The sequence below is a fragment of the Mycolicibacter terrae genome (assembly GCF_010727125.1).
Classification (GTDB): domain Bacteria; phylum Actinomycetota; class Actinomycetes; order Mycobacteriales; family Mycobacteriaceae; genus Mycobacterium; species Mycobacterium terrae.
Map to the genome: position 1 here is coordinate 4,530,507 of NZ_AP022564.1, position 21,973 is coordinate 4,552,479.

The window sequence follows — 21,973 nt, forward strand, 5'->3', positions numbered from 1 at the left end:
TGCCTGGCAGAGAACGAGACGAGCGGCCCCGTGCGCCGCGTGCTGTGCGAGCCGCTGCATGTTGAGACCGCCGAGCCGGAGGATCCCGGGCGGCAGTAAATTCGTCAACCCTCTGACGGACCGCCGCCGACACCTCTATCGGTGTCCTTGGGAAGCCGTCACTGCCGGGGCTTTTCGTCTGCGACAAGAGAGTCCAACCAACCGGTCGGGAACAGCCCATCAGCAAAGAAACTGCCACAGCTATATAGCTTGCGGCAACCAATTATCAGGTTCTTGATATGACGTCTTTGCTGCTCGAGCCGAAAAATTACCCAGCAAACCTTCCTGCATGACAGGGGGTTGACCGGCGCAATTGCGGGCCGCTGCGGATCGAAATAAAAATTCGGATAAGTCTTCTTCTTCTAAAAATCTCCTGCTACCTTAAGCTGCACTGAGTCTCTTACGGTCTCGTCAACTGAGCCGCCGTCGCCTCATAGGGAGAAATCATGTCGTCGAAGAATTTCCTCGGGAAGAACAAGCGCCGGACCAGCCGCGCGATCGGCGCGACGAGTGCGGTGGGAGCGTTTCTCGCGTTTGGAATGACGCCACTGACGGCGGCGCCGGCGCGCGCCGACGGCTTCGACGAGCTCCTCGACGCCCTGTTCAGCGACGTATCGACGTGGTTCGGCCCCTCCGCGATGGACTCCTCGGTCACCGACTGGGGCGCCCTGTTCGGTGGGGACATCCCGGGCCCGGCCGAGCAGATGGTCGACCCGCTGCAATGGCTCGACGACTTCGTCGCCGACTCGATCAACATGGTGATCTACCAGCCGCTGCACAGCCTCGGCGAGATGATGATCAGCAGCGGATTCACCCTCGACGGTGTCTTCGCCAACGGCGCCGACGCCTACGTCAGCTTCGGCGACGACGGCGACCTGATCTACCACGCCGCCACGGCGGGTGGCTTCCTGTTCGGTGACGGCGGCAGCGGCACGTACTTCGACGCCGACGGTGATCTGCTCGGTGCGGACGGCTCGGCCCTGACCGACGCTGACGGCGATGTGATCACCATGGCCGACATCGAGGCCGGGACCTACTCGTTCGCCAACGCCAGCTCGATCGACCTCGATGGTGCTGCCGCCGGCATGCTCGGCGACGGCGGGGCCGGCGGCAGCGGCGACGGTCTCGGCATGGTCGGCGGCGATGGCGGTGCCGGCGGTTGGCTGTTGGGTAACGGCGGTGACGGCGGCGCGGGCGCGTTCGGCGCCGCGGGTATCGCCGCGGCAGGTGGCGCCGGCCTGGCCGGCGGCAATGGTGGTGTCGCCGGCTTCCTGTTCGGCAACGGCGGCAACGGCGGCGCCGGTGGAGCCGGCGGTAACGGTGCTGCCGGGATGAACGGCGACCCCGGCCTGGCCGGGCTCAGCTTCCCCGGCAGCGGTGACGGCGCGGCCGGCATCAACGGGACCGACGGCACGGACGGTACCGATGGCTTCGCCGGTGGCGCCGGTGGCGTCGGCGGTAACGGCGGCGCGGCCGGTTTGTTCGGAACCTCCGGCGGCGGCGGTACCGGTGGCGCCGGTGGTGCCGGTGGCGTCGGCGGCAACGGTGGTGACGGTGGCGCCGGCGGGAACGGCAACGACAACACGCAGCCTCCCGGCAGCAACGAGGAAGGCATCAGCGCGCTGGCCGTCGACCCGACCGGTCCCGGCGGCGACGGCGGTTCGGGCGGTAACGGCGGTAGCGCCGGATCCGGTGGTGCCGGTGGCGTGGGTGGCGCCGGCGGTAACGGCGGTGCCGGTGGCTTCTTCGGCATTCACACCGCGGGTGCGGCCGGTGACGGCGGCGCCGGTGGTGCCGGCGGCGGCTCCGGCCTGGCCGGCAACGGTGGCAACGGTGGCAACGGTGGTTCCGGCGGCGGCGCCGTGCCGGCCGAAACCACCGAGCTGGCCCGCGCCGACGCAGCCCCGACCGGCCTTGTCGGTGGCGGCAACGGCGGCACCGGCGGCAACGGTGGCAACCTCGGCACGGTCGGTGTCGGCGGCAAGGGTGGCGCGGCCGGCAGCAGCACCGGGCTTCTCTTCGGTGGTACGCCGGGCAACGCGGGTGCCGACGGTGCCGACGGCACGCTCCCGACCACCGTCTCGGGCAACGGCGGCAACGGTGGTATCGGTGGCGCCGGCAACGGGCTCAATGCGGACAACACCGGCGTGGCCGGGGGCATCGGCGGTAACGGCGGTGCCGGTGGAGACCACGGCAACGGTGGTAACGGCGGCGCCGGTGGCGCCGGCTCGCAGGGTGGCGAGGGCGCGGCCGGCTCCTTCGACAACGAGGGCACCGGAGCCGGCGGCGACGGCTTCGACGGTGGTGCCGGTGGTACGGGTGGCCTCGGCGGCGCCGGTGGCTCGGTGTCGGGCAACGGCGGTAACGGCGGCGCCGGTGGTGTCGGCGGCACCGGCGGTACCGGTGGCACCGGTGCCGACTCGCTCGACCCGACGGTGGCCGGTGGCGCGGGTGGCAACGCCGGTAACGGCGGCGTAGGCGGTGCCGGCGGTAACGGCGGCAACGCGACCAACGGCAACGGCGGCAACGGCGGCGACACCGGTAACGGCGGCAAGGGTGGGGTCGGCGGTGACGGCGGCCAGGGCGCCAACGGGGTGATCACGCCGGCCCTCGCCGACGCCACACAGATGGACCAGACCGACCTCGACGGCTCGACTCCGGTCGTCATCGACCCCGTGCCGCCTGACCAGACCGAGCCGCCTGAGCCCGGCACCGGCACCATAACGCCGACCGCGCCCGTGGCCGCGCCGTCTGCCCAGAACGGCGTCGGCGGCACCGGCGGTCTCGGCGGCAACGGGGGTAACGGCGGCGCGGCCGGTGCAACGGTCGGCACCGGCGGTACCGGCGGCGGCGACGGACACACCGACGGGTCCGACGGCAACGTCGGCCGCATCGGCGACGGCGGCGACGGCGGCGCCGGTGGTCTGGGCGGTAACGCGGCCGGCGACGGCGAGGGCGGCTTCCTCGGCAACGGCCTGAGTCCGGCGCACGAGGACGCGACCGGGGTCGGCGGCTCCGGCGGCAGCGGCGGCACCGGCGGCTCCGGCTACCAGGCCGGCAACGGCGGCACCGGTGGTGCCGGTGGCCAGGGCGTCTACGGCGGCACCGGTGGTAGCGGCGGTGCCGGCGGCGCGGTGACCTCCACCGCCGACGGCGGCAACAACACCGGCGGTAACGGTGGCTCCGGCGGTAAGGGTGGCGACGGCTCCGGCCACGGCGGCTACGGCGGCCAGGGCGGTGCCGGCGCCAACGCGACCGGCGATCAGACCGCGGGCAACGGTGGTGACGGCGGCGCCGGTGGCAACACCAGCGGTGAGGGCAACACCGGTGAGTTCGGCACGCTGGCCGGCGGCCACGGCGGTAACGGCGGCGTCGGCGGTTCCTCCGAGAACGGCGCGGCGGGCTCCGGCGGTAACGGCGGCAACGGGGGCACGGGCGCACCCGTGGGCGATGTGAACAGCCCGGTCTACAGCACCGGGGGCTCCGGCGGTACCGGTGGTGATGGCGGCACGACCGTCGGCGGCACCGCCGGTGACGGTGGCGTCGGCGGTGACGGTGGTACCGGCAGCTTCACCGGCGGCCACGGCGGCGCCGGCGGCAACGGCGGTGCGGTGGCCGTGGACAGTGACGGCAACGCCGGAACCGGCACGGCCGGCAACGGCGGCGGCGGCGGTGCCGGCGCCAATGGCGGCGCCATCAATGGCGCTGACGACACCAACCTCGTGACCGGCGGTCAAGGCGGCAACGGTGGCAGCGGCGGTGCTGCTGACGGCACGACGGCCGGCCAGGGCGGCGGCGGCGGTGGTGGCGGCGGTGGCGCCGTCATCCAGCAGACCGACGGCGGCACCGTCACCAGAAGCACCGCGACCGGAGGTGACGGCGGCGACGGCGGGGCCGGCAGCCTGACCGGCGTCGGCGGCCAGGGCGGCACCGGCGGCTATGGCGGCATCCAGGCCGACGGTCAGGGCAGCACCATCGACAGCGCCAACGTGGCCGGTGGTAACGCCACCAACGGCGGCGCCAACGGGGTGAACGGCCAGGACGGCGCCGACAACACGCTGATCAACAACGGCGGTGGTGCCGTCCAGGACGTCACGGTGAAGAGCGGCGACAACGTCGGCGACCACGTCGGCGGCGGCGCCACGGTGAATGCCGGCGACGGCGGCAGCATCGTCCACAGCTCGGTGACCGGCGGCAACGCCAGCGCGACCGCCGACGGTGGCGCCGCGAGCCTGACCGCCACCGGCGCGGACAGCGCGATCACCAACAGCCATGCAACCGGTGGCAACGCCGGCACCGGCACCAACGGTGGCAACGGCGGCGCCGGCGGCGCCGCTGAGATCACCGCCACCGACGGTGCCGTCATCGACCAGACCACCGTCGTCGGCGGCGACGGCGGGACCGGCGACAACACCGGCACCGGCGGCACGGGCGGCGCGGCCGTTGCGTCGGCAACCGGCGCGGACAGCACCATCATCGGCAGTGCCACCGGCGGCACCGGCGGCCTCGGTGACAACGGCACCGGCGGCGACGGCGGGGCCGGCTACCTGGTCGTTGACAATGCCGGCGGGTCGATCGGCGGCGGCGGGAACGACGCGGTGGCCCAGGGCGGCAACGGCGGCTCCGGCACCGACGGTGGCGTCGGAGGCAAGGGCGGCTGGGGCGAGCTGGAGTCCGGCGAGCTCGGGCAGGCCAGTGCTGCGGGCGGCAACTCCTACGGCACCTCGACCGGCGGCGACGGCGGCAACGCCACTGGCGAGGGTAGCCAGGGTGGTAACGGCGGAAGCGCGGACATCCAGAGTTCCAAGGTGACCGGATCGCTCGGCGGTCCCGGTGGCACGGCCAGCGGCACCGCGCATGGCGGTAACGGCGGCGACGCCACTGCGGATGACGCGGGCAACGGCGGCGCCGGCGGCGACGGCGGCAAGGCCAGCATCGCCACCGGCGGGGACCCGGGCAACCTGGCCAACGGCACGTCGACCGGCGGCAAGGGCGGTGACGGCCTGGACGGCGGCACCGGCGGGCTCGGCGGGTCGAGCCGGCTCGACGCCTTCGGTAATGACGGCGCCGACCCGGCAACTGCCTCCACCGCTACCGACGGCACCGCGACCGGCGGCAACGGCGGCACTGGCACCGGAGCCGACAACACCGGCGGCAACGGCACCGACGGCAACATCGTCAACACCGGTGGCGCGCAGTCGAACGGCACGACGGCGAGCGGCACCAACGGGGCGAACAGCCCGGCTACGCCGTAGTCGGCGGTTTGCGAAACCGTGATGGCTTCTTGACCAAACATCAAGCGCGCGTGCGGAAGACTAAATCTCAATACCGCGTAACCTGTTATTTGCCTTAGGTTATTTCGCGCTCGCAAAATTGCGTATCGAAGGAGATTCATGCCGCCGCTCGATGCGTTGGATCATGCGCCGTCAAAAACCGTTGCACGCCAACGACACCCGAACCCTGGCGAGTCGATACCCGAATTCGCTTGGCCCACGCTGGCGTTGGGTGTCGGCGCGTCGATTGTCTTTGTCCTTTCGACGGTCGCAGCGATCGGCGGTTCGGCTCCCGCGTGGCTCACCATCGCGGTCAACACCGCAGTCGTCTATGCGATGTTCATGGTGGCCCACGATGCGCTGCACCACGCGCTCTCCTCGACCAGCTGGGTGAACTCGGTGGTCGGTCGGGCGGCTTGGCTCTTTGTCGCACCGACGTTTTCGTTGCCGTCGTTCAGCTACGTCCACCTCACGCACCACCGCAACGCCAACGACGGCGAGAACGACCCGGACATGTTCGCCACCCACGGGCCGGCCTGGCAGCTGCCCTTTCGTTGGGCGCTGATGGATGTCTTCTATGCCGTCTGGTACTGCCGCCAGCTCAAGCGGCGGCTGCGGCATTCCCGGCGCCGTCCGTTGGCTGAGGTCGCCGAAACGGCGGTGGTGTTCTCGTTGAGTATCGCGGGTGTCTGCATCGCGATCGCCACCGAAAACTTCTGGATCCTCGCGGCCGCCGTGCTGATCCCGCAGCGCATCGGGATGGTGATCCTGGGCTGGTGGTTCGATTGGTTGCCGCACCACGGGCTGGAGCAGACGCAGCAGGAGAATCGCTACCGCGCCACTCGGAACCGGGTCGGCATGGAGCAGGTGTTGATCCCGGTCATGCTCTCCCAGACCTATCACCTGGTGCACCACCTGCACCCGTGGTTGCCGTTCTACCGGTACGCGCAGGCCTGGCGCGGCAACGAGGACGCTTACCTGGCCCACGATCCGGCCATCGCCACCGTCTTCGGCCGGGAACTGACACCCGCCGAGTACCGGGAATGGAAGGCGGGGTAGCTCAGCGCACCCGGAAGATCACCGTCCGCTGCACGATGAAGTTGATGACGGTCGCGGTGCCCTGCGCGGCCACGAAGGCCACCGGGAGCGCCCACCGCTGGTAATCGAGCAGGTCCAGCACCAGGTGGTTGATCCCCACCTGTACGGCGAACGTCAGTGCGTAGAGCGCCATCACCGCGATGAACCGGCCGGTGTGCGCTGAGGACTGAAACGTCCAGCGCCGGTTGATCAGATATGCGGTGATGGTGCCGGCGATGAAGCTGATCGCCTTGGCCAGGTCGACCGTGACGCCGAAGCCCAGGTACAGCAGCAGGTACAGCCCGAAGTCCACCACCGCCGACATCGCCCCGGTCACCAGGAAACGCCACACCTGCGTGGTCAACGGCAGGGGCGTGTTCGTCGAAGCGGTCTCGGCCACCCGGGAAGCTTAAGTCCTACGCTGAAGACCATGCCCGCCGTCATCGCCGAAATCGAGGCGATACCGCTGCGCATTCCGCTCAAGCCCGACCTGCCCGGGGCCGCGTTGTGGGGTGAGACGCTGAGCGCCGCGGACTCGTTGCTGGTCAAGGTGACCACCGACGACGGCGTGGTCGGCTGGGGCGAGGCGTTCGGGCTCTACGGCACCGCGCTGGCCGTCCGCGCGCTCGACGACCTTGTCGCGCCGCTCTGTCTCGGCCACGGCACTGCCGACATCGCGGCGCTGATGGACCACGTGCAACGCAAGCTGCACGTCTTCGGGCGCGGCGGCGCGATCACCTACGCGCTGTCGGCGGTCGACATCGCGTTGTGGGACATCGCCGGCAAGCGTGCCGGCGTCCCGATCTCGAGGCTGCTGGGGGGCGGTCTTCGGGACATGCGCTGCTACGCCAGCCTGGCCTGCTACACCGAACCGCACCGGGTCCGCACCGCGGTACGCCGCGTCCTCGACGCCGGATTCACTGCGATCAAGCTGCACGAGTCGACGCTGCCCGCGATGCACGCCGCCCGCGCCGAAGCTGGGCCCGAGGTCGCGTTGATCGTCGACGCCGGCTGTGCCTGGACGCTGGGGCAGGCCCAGGCCGTCGCCGCCGAGCTGCACGACCTCGGACTGTTGTTCTTAGAGGAGCCGCTGTGGCCGCCGGAGAACTTCGACGGCCTGGCCGAACTGCGCCGCAGCACCGGATTGCCGGTGGCCTCCGGCGAAAACGTCGGCACCATCATGGAATTCGAGCGCCTGCTGACCGCGGGCGCGGTGGACTTCGTGCAGCCCAGCCCGGCCAAGATGGGCGGTATCACCGAGCTGCGCAAGGTCTTTCCGCTGGCGGCCGTGCGCAATGTCGGGATGATGACGCACTCGTTCTACGACGGGCCGGGGCTGCTCGCCGCAGTTCAGGTGACCGCCGCTTTGGGCGGTACCGACGCGATGATCGAGTGGCGCTGGTTCGACCTGGAGGCCTCGATCTACGGCGACGCGCTGGCGCCGAGGAACGGGCGGATCACGGTGCCGGACGGGCCGGGCCTGGGGCTCGACCCGGATCCTGAGGTGATCAGCGCCTACCGCTGTTGATTCTGCGTCCACCACGCGAAAGTGCGAGTAGCCGGCCTGGCCGGCGCAGAGTCAACACGGGTCGGCCGACACGGAAGTCACGGATGTGGCCTGGACTCGGACCGGGCTACACCCAGTAGGCCACCCGCGCCCGGAACTGGCGCAGCACCATCGCGGCCACCGCCCATCCGAGCACGGTCAACACCAGCACTATCGCCCAGTGCCGCAGCGGCTGGTGCGCGCCCAGCAGCGGAGCCCGCACGATCTCCAGGTAGTGCATCAGCGGGTTGAGCTCGACGACGTTGATCCAGCGGGTGGCGCCCTGGGCGCGCAGCGTGTCGTAGTTCCAGATGATCGGCGTCATCAAGAACAGCAGCTGCACCACACTGAACAGCAGCGGCGCGATGTCGCGGTAGCGGGTGGCCAGAATCCCGAAGCACAGTGACACCCACACGCAGTTCAGCGCGATCAGCACCAGCGCCGGGATCACCGAAAGATCCGCCCACGACCAGGGTTTCGGGAATATCAGGGCGATCGGCACATAGATGACGATGTTGTGGGCGAACAGGATCATCTGCCGCCACACCAGCCGGTAGACGTGCACGCTCAACGGCGTCGGCAGCTGTTTGATCAGTCCCTCGTTGGCGACGAACACGTCGGCGCCCTCCAGGATGGCGGCGTTGAGCAGGTTCCACACGATCAGCCCCAGCGTCACGTACGGCAGGTGCACGGCCAGGTCGAGGTGAAACAGTTTGGAGTACAGCCCGCCCATCGCCACCGCCGTGGTGGCGGTGCCGATGGTGATCCAGAACGGGCCCAGCACGCTGCGGCGGTAGCGCTGCTTGATGTCCTGCCAACCCAGGTGCAGCCACAGCTCGCGGCGGCGGAATCCGTCCACCAGATCCGCCCACGCCCGCGCAAAAGTTTTGGACTGCGCGGCGACGTCGGTGAAACTCATTGCTGCCCCTCGGGTTTGGCGAACTGCTCGCGACGTCCCAGCCTGCGCAGCCGGATCCATTCGATCAACCCGGCCGGGTCGCGGCGTGATACCAGGAAGAACCAGCCGAACCGCAGCCACTCCTGGACCAGCAGCCGGCGCATTCCGGGCTGGGCCATCAGGTAGCCGCGGTTGCGGTAGGTGAAATAGCGTTTGGCCGCGTCATCGGGGTATTGGGTGTGCATTCGCCCGGCCAGGATCGGCTTGAACTCCGCCGAGCCGCACGGGTGCAGGTAGGCCGCGTTCAGACACGTCCCGAACGCCAGGCCGGAGCGCACCAGCCGGCGGTGTATCTCCACCTCGTCGCCGCGCATGAACAACCGCAGGTCGGGCACCCCCACCGCATCCAGCGCGTCGGCGGTGAACAGCGCCCCGTTGAACAGCGACGCGATCCCGGGCAGTAGATCCTGCGTTGCATCACTGCGTAATTCGCTGATCTCGCGCCGCCACACCAGGCCGCGCCGCAGCGGGAACGCCAGCCGGGACGGGTCGTCGATGTTGCACACCATCGGCGAAACCTCCGCCAGGTGGTGCTTGGCCGCGCAGGCCAGCAGCTCCGACAGCACGCCGGAGTCGGCCGGTCTCCCGTCGTCGTCGGCCAGCCACACCCAGTCCGCCCCGGCCGCCAGGGCGTGCAGCATGCCCAGCGCGAAACCGCCTGCGCCCCCGAGGTTTCGCTGCGATCCGAGGTAGGAGCACGGCACCGGCTGCCCGGCCACCAGATCGGCCACCGCGGGATCGTTGTCGTTGTCGACGACGATCACGTGATCCGGTGGGCGGGTCTGGGTCACCAGCGCTTTGAGCGACTCGGCCAGCTGATCGACCCGGCGGTGGGTGACGACGACCGTGTAGACGGTTTCGGTCACGCGGTGTCCCCGGCCTGGGTCTCGGCGAGCACCTCGCGCACGTGCCGGGCGGCGTCGGGGCCCTCGTAGGCGCCGACCACGTCCTCGATCCCGCCGGTCATCTTGATCGTGCCGTGGTCGATCCACATCGCGGTCTTGCACAGCCGGGCCAGAAACTCATTGGAGTGGCTGGCGAACACCAGGATTCCGGAGCGCTCCACCAGCTTCTGCAGCCGGGTCTGGGCCTTCTTCAAAAACTCGGCGTCCACCGCGCCGATGCCCTCATCCAGCAGCAGGATCTCCGGGTCGATACTGGTGACCACTCCCATCGCCAGCCGCACCCGCATGCCGGTGGAGTAGGTGCGCAGCGGCATCGCCAGATAGTCGCCCAGTTCGGTGAATTCGGCGATCTCGTCGACCTTGGCGGCCATCTGCTTGCGGGTCTGGCCGAGGAACAGGCCGCGGATGATGATGTTCTCGTAGCCGGAGATCTCCGGGTCCATTCCGACACCGAGGTCGAACACCGGCGCCACCCGGCCGACCACGCTCGCCGATCCCCGGGTCGGCTCGTAGATGCCCGAAAGCAGCCGCAGCAGTGTGGATTTGCCGGCGCCGTTGTGCCCCACCAGACCCACCCGGTCCCCGAGTGAGAGTGACATGGTGATGTCGCGCAGCGCCTCGACGACCACCACGTTGGAGTTGTTGCGCCCGATCGCGCCGCCGGCCTTGCCGAGGAACGCCTTCTTCAACGACCGCGACTTGGCGTCGAAGATGGGGAACTCAACCCAAGCGTCGTGGGTCTCGATTCGTGGATCGGTGGCGGACAAGGCGGCTACAGGTATTGGCCGGCGCCGGTGTGGCCCTGCCCGCTGTGCCCGCCGGCGGTGGCGCCGGGCGGCAACGCGCCGTGGCGCATCTGCTCCAGCTGCGCGCGGGCGGCCATCTGCTGGGCGAACAGGGCGGTCTGGATGCCGTGGAACAGCCCTTCCAGCCAGCCCACCAGCTGGGCCTGGGCGATCCGCAGCTCGGCGTCCGACGGGGTGGCGTCCTCGCGCAGCGGCAGCGTCAGCCGGTCCAGCTCCTCGCGCAGCTCCGGGGCCAGGCCGTCCTCGAGCTCGCGGATGCTGGCGGCGTGCACCTCACGCAACCGCACCCGGCTGGCGTCGTCCAGCGGGGCCGAGCGCACCTCCTCGAGCAGCTGCTTGATCATGGTGCCGATCCGCATCACCTTGGCGGGCTGCTCGATCAGGTCGGTCAGCGACTGCTCGTCGGCGTCGGCGTCGGGCTCTCTCGACGCCCCGGCCGACAGCAGCCGCGGGTCCCCGCCGCTGATGATCTCGATGTCGTCTGAGCCGTCCGCGCTGCTACTGCCCGTGCTCAACGTCCCCGCCTCCCTGCCATTCGTAGATGCTGGCCCCGCCATTGTCGTAGATCTTGGCCCAGGACCGCGATTTCTCCAGTGACACTAACCCGTCGGGCAGACTGAACCCGCGCACCGTGGGGCTGCTGATCAGCACGTAACGGATGTTGAGGGCGTGGATGGCCTGCGCCACCCGCGGATCGGTGTCGGCGTCGTCGGCGTAGGCCCAGAAAATGAACCGCTGCGGTCCGGGCCCCTGCTGCTGGGGGTAGTCGTAGTGCGTCCACAGCGGGTGCAGGTCGGCGACGGCGTACATCCAGGCGCTGCCGTCGACATTGGCGTTGCCGATCACGGTGTCGCGGGCCCCGGGCAGCGCGGCCAGATAAGCGAAGGCCTCCAGGTCGCGGGCATCGACCATCACCGAGTCGTACTTGTCGCCGAACAGAAAGGCGTGCCGCGGCAGGTAGTGCCAGGCCAGCCCCACCGTCGCCCCGACCAGCAGCGCCCCGGTCAGCACGCCCTGAAGGCGGCCCCGCGCGACGAGTGAGACCAGCGCTGCCAGCCCGATGCCGGCCATCGGGATCAGCAGCAGCGTCATCGCCGCCATGATCCGGCGGGGGTCGCTGTAGAACAGGTCGGTGAACCGGCCGACGACGGCGCCGGCCGGGCCGCCGAACGGTGCCGAGGAGTGCACCACCCCCACCACCAGCACCGCCCACAGCGCCAGCGGCCACCACACCTTGCGGACGGCCAGCAGCGCCAGGCCGACGGCGGTCAGGCCGACCAGGGTGTACTGGATCGGGAAGTCGTTGAGGTGGCGGGTGTGCAGCAGCAGCGCGTCGCGCAGCCCGGATTTGCGGCCCTCATGGGTCAGAAACGAGTGCCCGGCGATGATCTCGGCCTGCTTGCGCACGCTCAGCAACTGCGGCAACAGCAGCAGAGCGGTCGGCACCAAGACGGCGGCCAGCGCCAGGGTGTCGCGGCGCTTGCTGCGCAACGGGTTCCACAGAGCCCCGTCCCGCGGACACAGCCACCACGCCGCCACCAGCAACACCGTCACCACGCCCCCGGTCAGATGCACCGAGAAGACCCCGACCAGCGCCAGCACCGCCACCGGAATACGGTCCCGCAGGGTGCGCACCGAGGTGATCAGCGTGAACGTCGGCACCACCAGCCCGTAGGCCACCAGGTTGGGCATGGCCGCGGTACCGAACTCGACGTAGGGCAGCGCGGTGAACGACGCCGACAGCGCCGCGGCGGTCGCCGCCGAGACCGCGGTGCGCCGGGTGGTGGTGACTCGCTTCAGCAGATTCCAGGTGAGCAGTGCGGCGCTGATCGGGAACAGCCACACCGAGGCGGCCAGGCCGGCCAGGGTGAAACCGGTGGTGGGTGCCGCGCCGGTCAGCTGGCACAGCACCGCGGTCAGCGCGTGAAACGCCGACGGGTAGTAGAGCGGAGCGTGGGTCTCGACGTTGCGCAGTTCACCCATGTGGGTCGGCGAGGCCTGGCCGGTGTCGAGGATGAAGCGGACGGTGTTGGCGTGCCAGACCGCGTCCCAGGTGCTGGGAATGCTCTGCCAATCCGGAAGGCCCCGCACCGCCGCCCAGCCGATCAGCAGCATGCCCAGCAATACCCCGGCCGCCACCGCCGGCGTCGGCCCGGCCGCGGCCGTCGGTGCGGCCACGTGGATGCCGGGACGGCGGTCCAGCCACCCCCGAATACCTCTGGCCAGTCCGCCGACCAGCGCGCCGACCAGCACCAGCGTGACCAGTGCGGTGCCCGCGTTCCAGGGGATTCCCCACGCGCCGAACGGCACGATGGCCAGGCCGACCAGCCCGTAAGTCAGCGCGGGACCGACCGTGATCGCCACTGGCCAGCTCAGCCGCGCTGCGGCGGCGACGAGTGTCCCCGGCAGGACCAGCAGCAGCAGCGCGGCAGCCATTCCGAACCCGAGAAGCACTGCACTAGTATGTCTGCCAAGGTGACACGGCTCAGCGCGGCGGGGGAGCTATCCGGTTATCCGATACTTTCACCGATCACCCGATCTTGAGTAGTTCTAAGGTGGCTGACATGGCCTTCGATGTCGCCAGGGTGCGCGGACTGCACCCGACCCTCGGTGACGGGTGGGTGCACTTCGACGCTCCTACGGGCATGTTGATCCCGGACTCGGTGGCGACCACGGTGTCGACCGCGTTCCGCGGCTCGTTGGCGACGGCGTCGGGACCGCACCCGGCGGCCCGGCGCAGTGCCGCCGTGCTGGTCGCGGCACGCCAGGCGGTGGCCGATCTGGTCGGCGGCGATCCCGCCGGGGTGGTGCTGGGCCCCGACCGGGCGGTGCTGCTGAACGCGCTGGCCGATGCCGCGTCGTCGCGGGTGAGCCTGGGCTACGAGACGGTGGTCAGCCGACTCGACGACGAGGCCAACATCGCGCCCTGGGTGCGCGCCGCCAACCGCTACGGCGCCAAGCTCAAATGGGCCGAGGTGGACATCGAGACCGGGGAGCTGCCGAGCTGGCAGTGGGAGAACCTGATCACTCCGTCGACCCGGCTGGTGGCCGTCACCTCGGCGTCGGGCGTGCTGGGCACGGTCACCGACCTGCGGCCGGTCACCAAGCTGGTCCACGACGTGGGCGGGGTGACCGTGATCGACCACTGCGCGGCGGCGCCGTATCAGCTGATCGACATCAACGACGTCGAGGGTGACGTGGTGGCCCTCAACGCGGCCGCCTGGGGCGGCCCGCCGGTGGGTGCGCTGGTGTTCCGCGACCCGGCGCTGATCGACACGTTCGGGTCGGTGTCGCTGAACCCGCACGCCGTGGGCCCGGCGCGGCTGGAGGTCGGCCTGCACCAGTTCGGCCTGCTGGCCGGGGTGGTGGCCAGCGTCGAATACCTGGCCTCGCTCGACGAGTCCGCCCGGGGCAGCCGGCCCGAGCGGCTGGCGATCTCCATGCAGTCGGCCGGGCAGTATCTGAACCGGCTGTTCGACTATCTGGTCGGTTCACTGCAGTCGCTGCCGCTGGTTATGATGATCGGTCAGCCGGAGGTCCGCATTCCGGTGGTCAGTTTCGCGGTGCAGAAGGTACCCGCCGAACGGGTGGTGCAGCGGTTGGCCGACAACGGCGTGCTGGCGATCGCCAACGCCGGGTCGCGGGTGCTGGACGTCATCGGCGTCAACGACATCGGCGGCGCGGTCACGGTCGGGCTGAGCCACTACTCGACGGCCGCGGAGATCGACCAGCTGGTGCGCGCGCTGGCCTCGCTGGGATGACGGTTCCCGGCCGTTTCCGATCCATCGCCGGCCGGTGTCACGCAGGCTACGCTGTGGGCCGTCAACGAAGCACCGCGTAAGGCAGATCAGAAGATGGCAGAACCGACGACCTCCGCTACCCCACCGTGCCGGACACCCTGGTGGACCTGATGCGGCAGCAGGCCGCCCGGCATCAGGACACCCCGGCGTTCATCTTCTGCCCCGACGGGGATGTGGAACAGGACCGGATCACCTACCGCGAACTGGACCGTCGCGCCCGGTCGATCGCGGTGAATCTGCAGCGCCAAGGCGCAGCCGGGGAACGCGTGCTGGTGCTCTGCCGTCCCGGTGTGGACAGCGTTGCGGGACTGTTCGGCTGTTTCTATGCCGGTGCCGTCGCGGTTCCGGTTGACGAGCACTGGCCGATCCGACGGATCGAGACCGTCGTCCCCGAAGCGCGCGCCCGTTTCGCCCTGGCGACGGCCAAGACACAGTCCAAGATGAAGGCCGCCGTGGCCGGCCTGGACGCCGGAACCGACTTGCGCTGGCTGGCGATGGACGAGGACTCCGACGACGGGGCGGCCTGGGAGCGCCTGGACGTCGATGAAGACACCGTCGCCATGATCCAGTACACGTCGGGTTCGACCGGGGTGCCGAAGGGCTGCGTGCTCACCCACCGGAACTACGTGAACAACCTGGAGATCATCCGTCAGGCGTTGGACCCCCGGGACGACGATCCGGTGTTCGCCAGCCCGGTCAGCGGGGTGTCGTGGCTGCCGCAGTACCACGACATGGGCTTCGTCGGCGGCATCCTCGGCACCATCTACGGCGGCCGCACCACCGTGCTGATGGCGCCCAGTTCCTTTCTTATGCGCCCGCTGCGCTGGCTGCAGGCGATGTCGCGCTACCGGGCGGTGATCAGTGCCGCGCCCAACTTCGCCTACGACGCCTGCGTCAAACGCAGCACCCCGCAGCAGCGTGCCGCGCTGGACCTGTCGAACTGGTCGATCGCGGTGGTCGGCGGGGGTCCGATCAGCGCGGAAACCCTGCGGGCCTTCAGCGAGGCGTTCGAGCCGGCTGGTTTCCGCCCCGAAGCCTTCCGGCCCGCCTACGGGCTGGCCGAAGCGACGCTGGGGGTGTCCGGAGTGTCGAATTCGGCGGTGCCGGTGATCCGGCACCTCGACCGGACCGCCCTCGGCGAGGATCGGGTGGTCGAGGTGGACCCGGACGCCGCCGGCGACGCGGAGCGGACACTTTCGCTGGTGGGCTGCGGAAAACGCCAAGGCGACCAGGACGTGCTGATCGTGGACCCGGAGACCCGGGTGCAGCGCGGGCCGGAGGAGGTCGGCGAGATCTGGGTGGCGGGGCCGAGCGTCGGAGTGGGCTACTGGGGGCGGCCGGAGGAGACCGAACACGCCTTCTCAGCGCACCTGGCCGACACCGGGGCGGGCCCCTACCTGCGCAGCGGCGACCTGGGGTTCTTCCGCGGCGGCGAGCTGTACATCACCGGCCGGTGCAAGGACCTGATGACGATCGACGGCTACAGCCACTACCCCAACGACATCGAGTTGACCGTGCAGAACTGTCACCCGGCCCTGCTTCCCGGCCGAGGTGCGGTGTTCCAGTTGCCGACCGAGCGCTACGCCCGGGAATACGTGGTGGTGGTCCAGGAGGTGCACCACCACGACGCCGCCGGCATCGATCCGAACGACCTGATCGATGCGATCCGGGCGGCGATCCCCACCCACCACGGGATCGAAGCGCAGGCCGTGGTGTTGCTCGCCGATGCGGATACCGACCACCACCAGCGGCAAGATTCAGCGCAGTGCCTGCCGCGACCAGTACGTCGCCGGTGAACTGGCCGTGCTGGCGCAGTGGGAGGAGCCGCGGCCACAAAAAGAGGGACCGGGCGTGGGGAACGCACTGCTGTCCGGCCTGGCACGGCTCGCCGTGGCAGGGCTGGCGCAGCGGCGGCCGGGGTCGCAGGGTGACCGGCGGGGCGAGGACTGAGCGGCTGATCGGGTCGCGCTGAAATCGCCGCTGGCCGAGCCCTGCTCGGAAGGCGTCGGTTCTGTCCGAAATACGCAGCGTCACAACGCATCAGCGTGAGTAGGGGCGGTGCTTGACGGCGCGGACCGGTGAGAAGGTCGTTGCGCCGTACCGTTGCGAACAACCCGCGGCGGAAAGTGATTCGCGAATCACCGGTGGGTGAAAAAGGGCCTTCGGACTGCGGGGGAACTCTCCCGGCCGGATCCCGGCGGTGCCGACGCCTCGGCAGCGTTCTCCCAGGATGATCGCGCGGCCCGGCCGGTAGCCGGTCCCGGCACGGTCGAGTGGGCGGGGTCCCGCCCCGTGCGCCGAGCAGCTTGTCGAGGGCGCACCGCCGCCAGAAGCACGCCACGGCGCCGTCCAGCTGCCGTCCCGCCGGCCGGTAACCCCCACCGTCCGGGCTGAGGCAGCACGACTGCGTCGCCGGGCCGTCCCGGCCCGCTGTTGCGGCCGTTTCATCTGGTTGGCCGCGCTCAGGGTTGCTGCCTGCACCAAGGACCGTGACCTCTCTGAATAACGATTAACAAAATCTAAGGAAACGATTTTCGCCCGAACGGAAGTCACGGCGTACCAGGGACACAGACTTCCGTACTACCGGACTCATATCGCTTTACGAGCGATTTTTGGGCTTTTTGTGGAGCAGTTTCATTAGAAAATTTCCGCTTCGACAAAACCTAAAACTCATGTAAAGTTCAGCAACGTCCATGATCAGTTTCCTAGGAGAGCATGATGCAGCTGGCGCTTCGCCCGTACGTCACACCCGGCGTCGTCATCGCGGGCGCCGCCCTCGTCGCGGTAAATGCGGCGGTCCCCACCGGGTTCGTACGCCCACCCGCTGAGGTCCGCCTGGCACTTCCTGCCGTCGAGCACCATCCCGTCGCGCTCACCGCCGGACCGGACCTCCTGGGCCCGTGGGTCGACCTTTTCAACAACACCGCCACGAACCTGGCGGCGATGGGATCCGACAACGGCTGGGGCAATCTGCTCGAGCAGATCTTCACCGACCCGAGCTCGCTGTCGCGGCTCCCGGAGGTGTTCGACTTCCTGACTGAGCTGATGCCCTCGATCAGTGGCTCCGACCCGATCATGGTTCTGCTCTCGCCGTTCCTGACCATCGGGATGGGGCTGATCGGCCCGCTGGTCACGGTCAACGACGCGATGCAGGACATCCTCAATCAGATCTTCAATCCGACCGATCCGCTCGACCCGTTCGCGGCGATCTTCACGTCGTTCCCGCGACTGCTCGACGCGTGGCTGAACGGCACCAGCACCATCGATGTGGCCGGCATCAGCATCCCCGCGTTCAACGGCATCCTGGTCCCGGGCCAGAACCTGGTCATCGACCTGACCGCCAGCGAGGCGGTCGACGGGCTCAACATCGGCGACCAGACCGTCGCCAGCCTGCTCGACCAGACCGGGATCGGCACGCTGTCGGTGGCGAACATGTTCACCGGCCTGTTGGACAGCCTGGGCCTGGGTGATCAGACCCCGGTCGACGTTCTCGACACCCTCGGCCTCGGCGATCTGGAGATCGCCAGCGTGCTGACAACCCTTTTCGACGCGGTGGGGATCGGCAACCCCACCATCGCCGACATCATGGACCAGTTGGGCATCGGCGACGTCCAGGTCGCCGACCTCGCGATCGACTTGACCCACGCGCTGGGCTTCGACAACCCGACGATCGTCGACCTCGCCGGCGACATCGGTGTGGCCGACCTGAAGCTGGCCGACCTCGGCATCGACGTGTTCAACGCGCTGGGCATCGGAGACCCGACCGTCAACGAGCTGCTCGGCGACATCGGCGCCGAGAACCTGACGCTGAACGGACTGCTGCAGACTGCGGTGGACGCGCTGGGCCTCGGCGGGCAGACCCCGGCGTCGCTGATCGACGCACTCGGGGGTGGCGACCTGACCACCCACGAGTTCATCACGACGCTGCTGGGCGGCCTGGGCCTGGGCGACCAGACCATGATGGACCTGCTGAGCCAGGCCGGTGTCGCCAACGCCGACATGAGCCAGATCATCATCAGCATCCTCGGGGATGCCGGCAACACCAACATGACCGACGTCCTCGACTTCACCGGCCTCGGCAGCGTCACGCTTGCGCAGGTCGTCCAGCTGATGGGCATCTACGACCTGTCGCTCGGCACCGTGCTCAACAACATGGCGAACCTCGGGATCACCGGGAACCTGACCATCAACGACATCCTGGTCGCGTCCGGTGCCTCACCGCTGGACAAGGGCGGTGACGCCTCCCTGGCCGATTCGCTCGCCAGCATGACCATCGGCGGAATGTTGGGCGACAGTGCCGACGCGCCGCTGAGCTCGCTGCTCGGCGACATGGGCACCCAGACGCTGGCCGAAGTCATTCAGGCCAACTTCAGTCAGACGTTGGGCGACATGCTCAGCCAGGCCGGCTACGCCGACATGACCCTCACCGAGCTGGTGCTGGCGAACATGCCCGACCAGCCCCTGTCGGAACTGTTCGGCGTCATGGGCAACACCACCCTGTCCGACCTGATCAACCAGCTGGTCCCCGCCGACCAGACCATCGTCGACATGCTCAACGAGTCGGGCATCGGCGACATGCATCTGAGTGACCTGCTCAACCAGGCCTTCGGCGACCAGACCGTGGCCAACGCCCTGGACGACGGCGGCCTGGGCAGCATGCAACTCGACGACATCATCAGGCAGGCGCTGGGTCCGCAGAGCGTCAACGACATGCTCAACGAGTTCGGTATCGGCGGCCAGTCGCTCAGTGACCTGTTCGACCAGTTCTTCGGCACCACGACCCTCAGCGACGGTCTCATCGATCTGGGTCTGGGCACGCAGACCCTCAACGAGCTGATCGACTCGCTGTTCGGGACCTCGACGGTGAGTTCACTGCTCGGTGACTTCGGCACCCAGACCGTCGACGAGCTGCTGGCGTCGATGGGGCTCGGTGATCTCACGGTGATCAACGCCCAGATCGAAGAATTCTACGGCTCGCTCTCCTACTGGTTCGACGGCCTGGGGAACCAGATCGCGGCGGTGCTCGGTGGTTAAGCGACCTGATCGGCAAAGCAACTTCGGAACGTCAGTCCGGGAGGGCCTCATGCAGCAAACACTCCGTCCGTACGTCACGACAGGCCTGGCTGTCGTCGGCGTGGGTCTCATCGCGGTTCCGCCCGTGACCTCGAACCTGCCGCAGCTGCAGCATCAGCTCGCGACCGTCGAGCAACGGCCCGTCGCACTGACGGCGGACGGTGACTTCTTCTCGCCGTACACCGACCTGTTCAACCACACCATCGCCAACCTGCAGGCGTTGAACCAGAACTCGGTCGACATGTTCGGCCTGCTGGAGCACATCTTCACCAACCCGCAGCAGGCGCTGGCCGGCATCCCTGATGTCATCAACATCTTCACCAACGCGATGCCCACCATCGACGCGCAGCTGCTGCCGTTCCCGGCCGACATCAGCATCCAGCTGCCGCTGTGGATAAACTCGCTGCTCGCCGGAATCGGCCCGTGGGTAACGCTTTTCAACGCCATGCAGGACGTTCTGCGTGACGTCTTCGACTTCAGTGACCCGATGGGGGCGCTCTCCGCGCTGTTCGGTGCGCCGGCGACCCTGCTGGACGCCTTCCTCAACGGCAGCACCGGCCTCAACTACGGCGATCTCAGCATTCCGCTGTTCAACGGCCTGCTGACTCCCGGACAGCCGATCGATGCCAACTTCGACATCGGCAGCCTCGTCGAGATGTCCGGCTTCGGCGACACGAGCATCACCGAGCTGCTCACTCAGGCAGGCATCGGCGACATCCCGCTGGACACCCTGATCACCGACCTGCTCGACCAGGCCGGCTTCGGCCACATGACGCCGGTGGATCTGCTGAACGACTTCGGGATCGGCACCGAGCCGCTGTCCGAACTGCTGATCGGTGTGTTCAACGAGGCCGGCATCGGTAACCCCACGATCGCCCAGCTGCTGACCGACCTCGGCGGCATCAGCCCGGATGACTCGATCGCGAGCCTGCTGATCGCCCTGCTCAACGCCCCGGAAGTCGGGATCGGCAACCCCACCATCTCCGAGTTGATCCTGAGCCTCGTCGGCGGCGACGACCAGTCCGTGGGCGGCCTGATCAAGGACCTGCTCGGTGCCAGCGGCGGCGAATCACTGGCCAGCCTGGTCGATCCGACATGGACCGTCGGCGGCCTCATCACCGACGCGCTGGGCAACCCCGCTGACCGATCTGTTCGCGCAGTTGGGACTCGGCGACGTCAACATCGGCACCGGATTGGTCAGCGTCCTCGGCCCGATGGGCGAAGAGTCGCTGCTCAGCCTGCTCAACAGCGGCTTCCTCGGGCCGGACATCACCGGCGACACCGGGCTGCTCGACCTGCTCGCTTCGATGTTCCCCGGCGCCACCCTGGAAGAGCTGATGGCGGACTTCGGGACCATGACGCTCGGCCAGCTGATGGAGGAAATGCCGGCCGGGGAGGGCTTCCCCCCGGACACCATGATCGTCGACATCCGGCTGACCGAGCTGCTGTCGACCGTCTATCTCCCCGGCCAGACCATTCCGCTGGGCGACACGCCGTTGTCCCAGATCCCCGGTTTCCCCCCGGACATGGCGAGCCTGGTCGAGAAGGCCGGCAACCCCACCCTCAACGCGCTGCTGGGCACCAACACCGTCGGCGAAACCCTGCAGAACCTGGGCCTCTACGACGCCACCATGACCCAGCTCGTTCAGTCTGTGGGCCTCAGCGACTACGAGCTGGCGGTGCTGTTCCAGGGTCTGGGCAACCTGAGCGGCAACGTCACGCTGGAAGAGTTCTTCACCGACCTGGGGTTCAACCCGACCCTGGCGCAGATCGTGGAAGGCCTCTTCCAGGGAATGGGCTTGGGCGACACCTCCGTGCTCACGCTCCTCGAGGACTGGGGGCTGGGCAGCATCGGTCTGCAGAACCTGATCGACGCCCTGGGCCTGCAGAACCTCGGCATCCAGGACATGCTCAACGACCTCGGCCTGAACAACATCGACCTGGACATGTTCATCGACCGACTCGGGTTGAGCGGCATCTCGATTGCCGGTTTGCTCAGCGGCCTGGGCCTGGACAACACGCACCTCGACGACTTCATCAACAGTCTGTTGGGCGGCGTTTCGATCGGCAGCATGCTGGATGGGCTGGGCCTCGATGAGGTGCATCTCGACTCCTTCATCACCGACGTGATGACCAGTGTGTTGGGCGACCCGACCCTGGGCACGTTGCTGGGCTGGCTGGGCCTGGACAACTACGACCTGGACACCATCGTCGGCAACCTCGGACTCGATGGCGTGACGCTCAATTCGCTGCTCACCGATCTCGGCATCGGCAGCCTCGACATCAACGGCCTGGTCGATGGTCTGGGTCTTTCCGACCTGGGCCTGCTGAGCATCAACGGCGACTTCTTCGGGATGGCTGCCGAGTGGCTCAACGACATTCCGAACCAGATCGCCGCGGCGCTGGGCTTCCCAGGCTGACCCTGCGCAGCAGGTGAGCCGCCGTAACCAGAACTGAATTGACAGACAGAGCTAGCACAACTGTGGGCCACACAGA

General features: G+C 68.7%; 14 protein-coding genes. 7 read left to right on the plus strand and 7 right to left on the minus strand.

Annotation, left to right across the window (positions count from 1 at the left end; translation table 11 throughout):
- Positions 1 to 485: 485 nt before the first annotated feature.
- On the plus strand, positions 486 to 5,294 hold the full coding sequence (locus tag G6N23_RS22495; protein WP_085260007.1) for a hypothetical protein: 4,809 nt from the start codon (positions 486 to 488) through the stop codon (positions 5,292 to 5,294).
- A gap of 138 nt (positions 5,295 to 5,432) precedes the next feature.
- Positions 5,433 to 6,371 (plus strand): fatty acid desaturase, encoded by a 939-nt coding sequence (locus tag G6N23_RS21295; RefSeq protein WP_085260006.1) that lies wholly within the window; start codon positions 5,433 to 5,435, stop codon positions 6,369 to 6,371.
- A 1-nt stretch (position 6,372) separates the two neighbouring features.
- Here G6N23_RS21295 and G6N23_RS21300 read toward each other — a convergent pair whose 3' ends face one another.
- Positions 6,373 to 6,714 carry a GtrA family protein gene (locus G6N23_RS21300; RefSeq protein ID WP_234808378.1) on the minus strand — a complete coding sequence of 114 codons (342 nt, stop codon included), beginning with the start codon at positions 6,712 to 6,714 and terminating at the stop codon, positions 6,373 to 6,375.
- A 105-nt stretch (positions 6,715 to 6,819) separates the two neighbouring features.
- Here G6N23_RS21300 and G6N23_RS21305 point away from each other — a divergent pair, with 105 nt between their 5' ends.
- On the plus strand, positions 6,820 to 7,917 hold the full coding sequence (locus G6N23_RS21305) for a mandelate racemase/muconate lactonizing enzyme family protein (RefSeq protein WP_085260005.1): 1,098 nt from the start codon (positions 6,820 to 6,822) through the stop codon (positions 7,915 to 7,917).
- Positions 7,918 to 8,023: 106 nt separating this feature from the next.
- On the opposite strand, the gene wzm is transcribed toward G6N23_RS21305, so the two are convergent.
- The 5 genes from wzm to G6N23_RS21330 are packed head-to-tail and all read right to left on the minus strand — an operon-like array spanning position 8,024 to position 13,040.
- Complete coding sequence (gene wzm, locus G6N23_RS21310) at positions 8,024 to 8,854, minus strand: galactan export ABC transporter permease subunit Wzm/RfbD (protein WP_085260004.1); 831 nt, start codon at positions 8,852 to 8,854, stop codon at positions 8,024 to 8,026.
- On the minus strand, positions 8,851 to 9,759 hold the full coding sequence (gene glfT1 / locus G6N23_RS21315) for a galactofuranosyltransferase GlfT1 (protein WP_085260003.1): 909 nt from the start codon (positions 9,757 to 9,759) through the stop codon (positions 8,851 to 8,853). The genes wzm and glfT1 overlap by 4 nt, the downstream gene beginning before the upstream one ends.
- The gene (gene wzt, locus G6N23_RS21320) at positions 9,756 to 10,565 is read right to left on the minus strand and encodes a galactan export ABC transporter ATP-binding subunit Wzt/RfbE (protein WP_085260002.1); all 810 of its coding nucleotides are present in this window, start codon (positions 10,563 to 10,565) and stop codon (positions 9,756 to 9,758) included. The genes glfT1 and wzt overlap by 4 nt, the downstream gene beginning before the upstream one ends.
- Before the next feature lie 5 nt (positions 10,566 to 10,570).
- Complete coding sequence (locus tag G6N23_RS21325; protein WP_085260174.1) at positions 10,571 to 11,161, minus strand: bacterial proteasome activator family protein; 591 nt, start codon at positions 11,159 to 11,161, stop codon at positions 10,571 to 10,573.
- A complete protein-coding gene (locus G6N23_RS21330; RefSeq protein ID WP_095174065.1) occupies positions 11,103 to 13,040 on the minus strand; it encodes a DUF6541 family protein in 1,938 nt (645 codons plus the stop codon). Before G6N23_RS21330 ends, G6N23_RS21325 begins: the two co-directional genes overlap by 59 nt.
- A gap of 128 nt (positions 13,041 to 13,168) precedes the next feature.
- Between G6N23_RS21330 and G6N23_RS21335 the strand changes: the two genes are divergently transcribed.
- The 3 genes from G6N23_RS21335 to G6N23_RS21345 all read left to right on the plus strand — a co-directional run bounded on the left by G6N23_RS21335 (position 13,169) and on the right by G6N23_RS21345 (position 19,438).
- Positions 13,169 to 14,365, plus strand: a complete 1,197-nt coding sequence (locus tag G6N23_RS21335) for a cysteine desulfurase-like protein (protein ID WP_085260000.1) — start codon at positions 13,169 to 13,171, stop codon at positions 14,363 to 14,365.
- Positions 14,366 to 14,490: 125 nt separating this feature from the next.
- Entirely contained in the window at positions 14,491 to 16,200 is a 1,710-nt protein-coding gene (locus G6N23_RS21340; protein WP_235687126.1) for a fatty acyl-AMP ligase, read from the plus strand.
- A 919-nt stretch (positions 16,201 to 17,119) separates the two neighbouring features.
- Positions 17,120 to 19,438 carry an autotransporter outer membrane beta-barrel domain-containing protein gene (locus G6N23_RS21345; protein WP_085259998.1) on the plus strand — a complete coding sequence of 773 codons (2,319 nt, stop codon included), beginning with the start codon at positions 17,120 to 17,122 and terminating at the stop codon, positions 19,436 to 19,438.
- Between the two features lie 31 nt (positions 19,439 to 19,469).
- On the opposite strand, the gene G6N23_RS22275 is transcribed toward G6N23_RS21345, so the two are convergent.
- The gene (locus G6N23_RS22275) at positions 19,470 to 20,246 is read right to left on the minus strand and encodes a hypothetical protein (RefSeq protein ID WP_235687127.1); all 777 of its coding nucleotides are present in this window, start codon (positions 20,244 to 20,246) and stop codon (positions 19,470 to 19,472) included.
- 283 nt (positions 20,247 to 20,529) lie between these two features.
- On the opposite strand from G6N23_RS22275, the gene G6N23_RS22280 reads away from it, so the two are divergent.
- Positions 20,530 to 21,897 carry a hypothetical protein gene (locus tag G6N23_RS22280; protein WP_235687128.1) on the plus strand — a complete coding sequence of 456 codons (1,368 nt, stop codon included), beginning with the start codon at positions 20,530 to 20,532 and terminating at the stop codon, positions 21,895 to 21,897.
- The last annotated feature ends 76 nt before the right edge of the window (positions 21,898 to 21,973 follow it).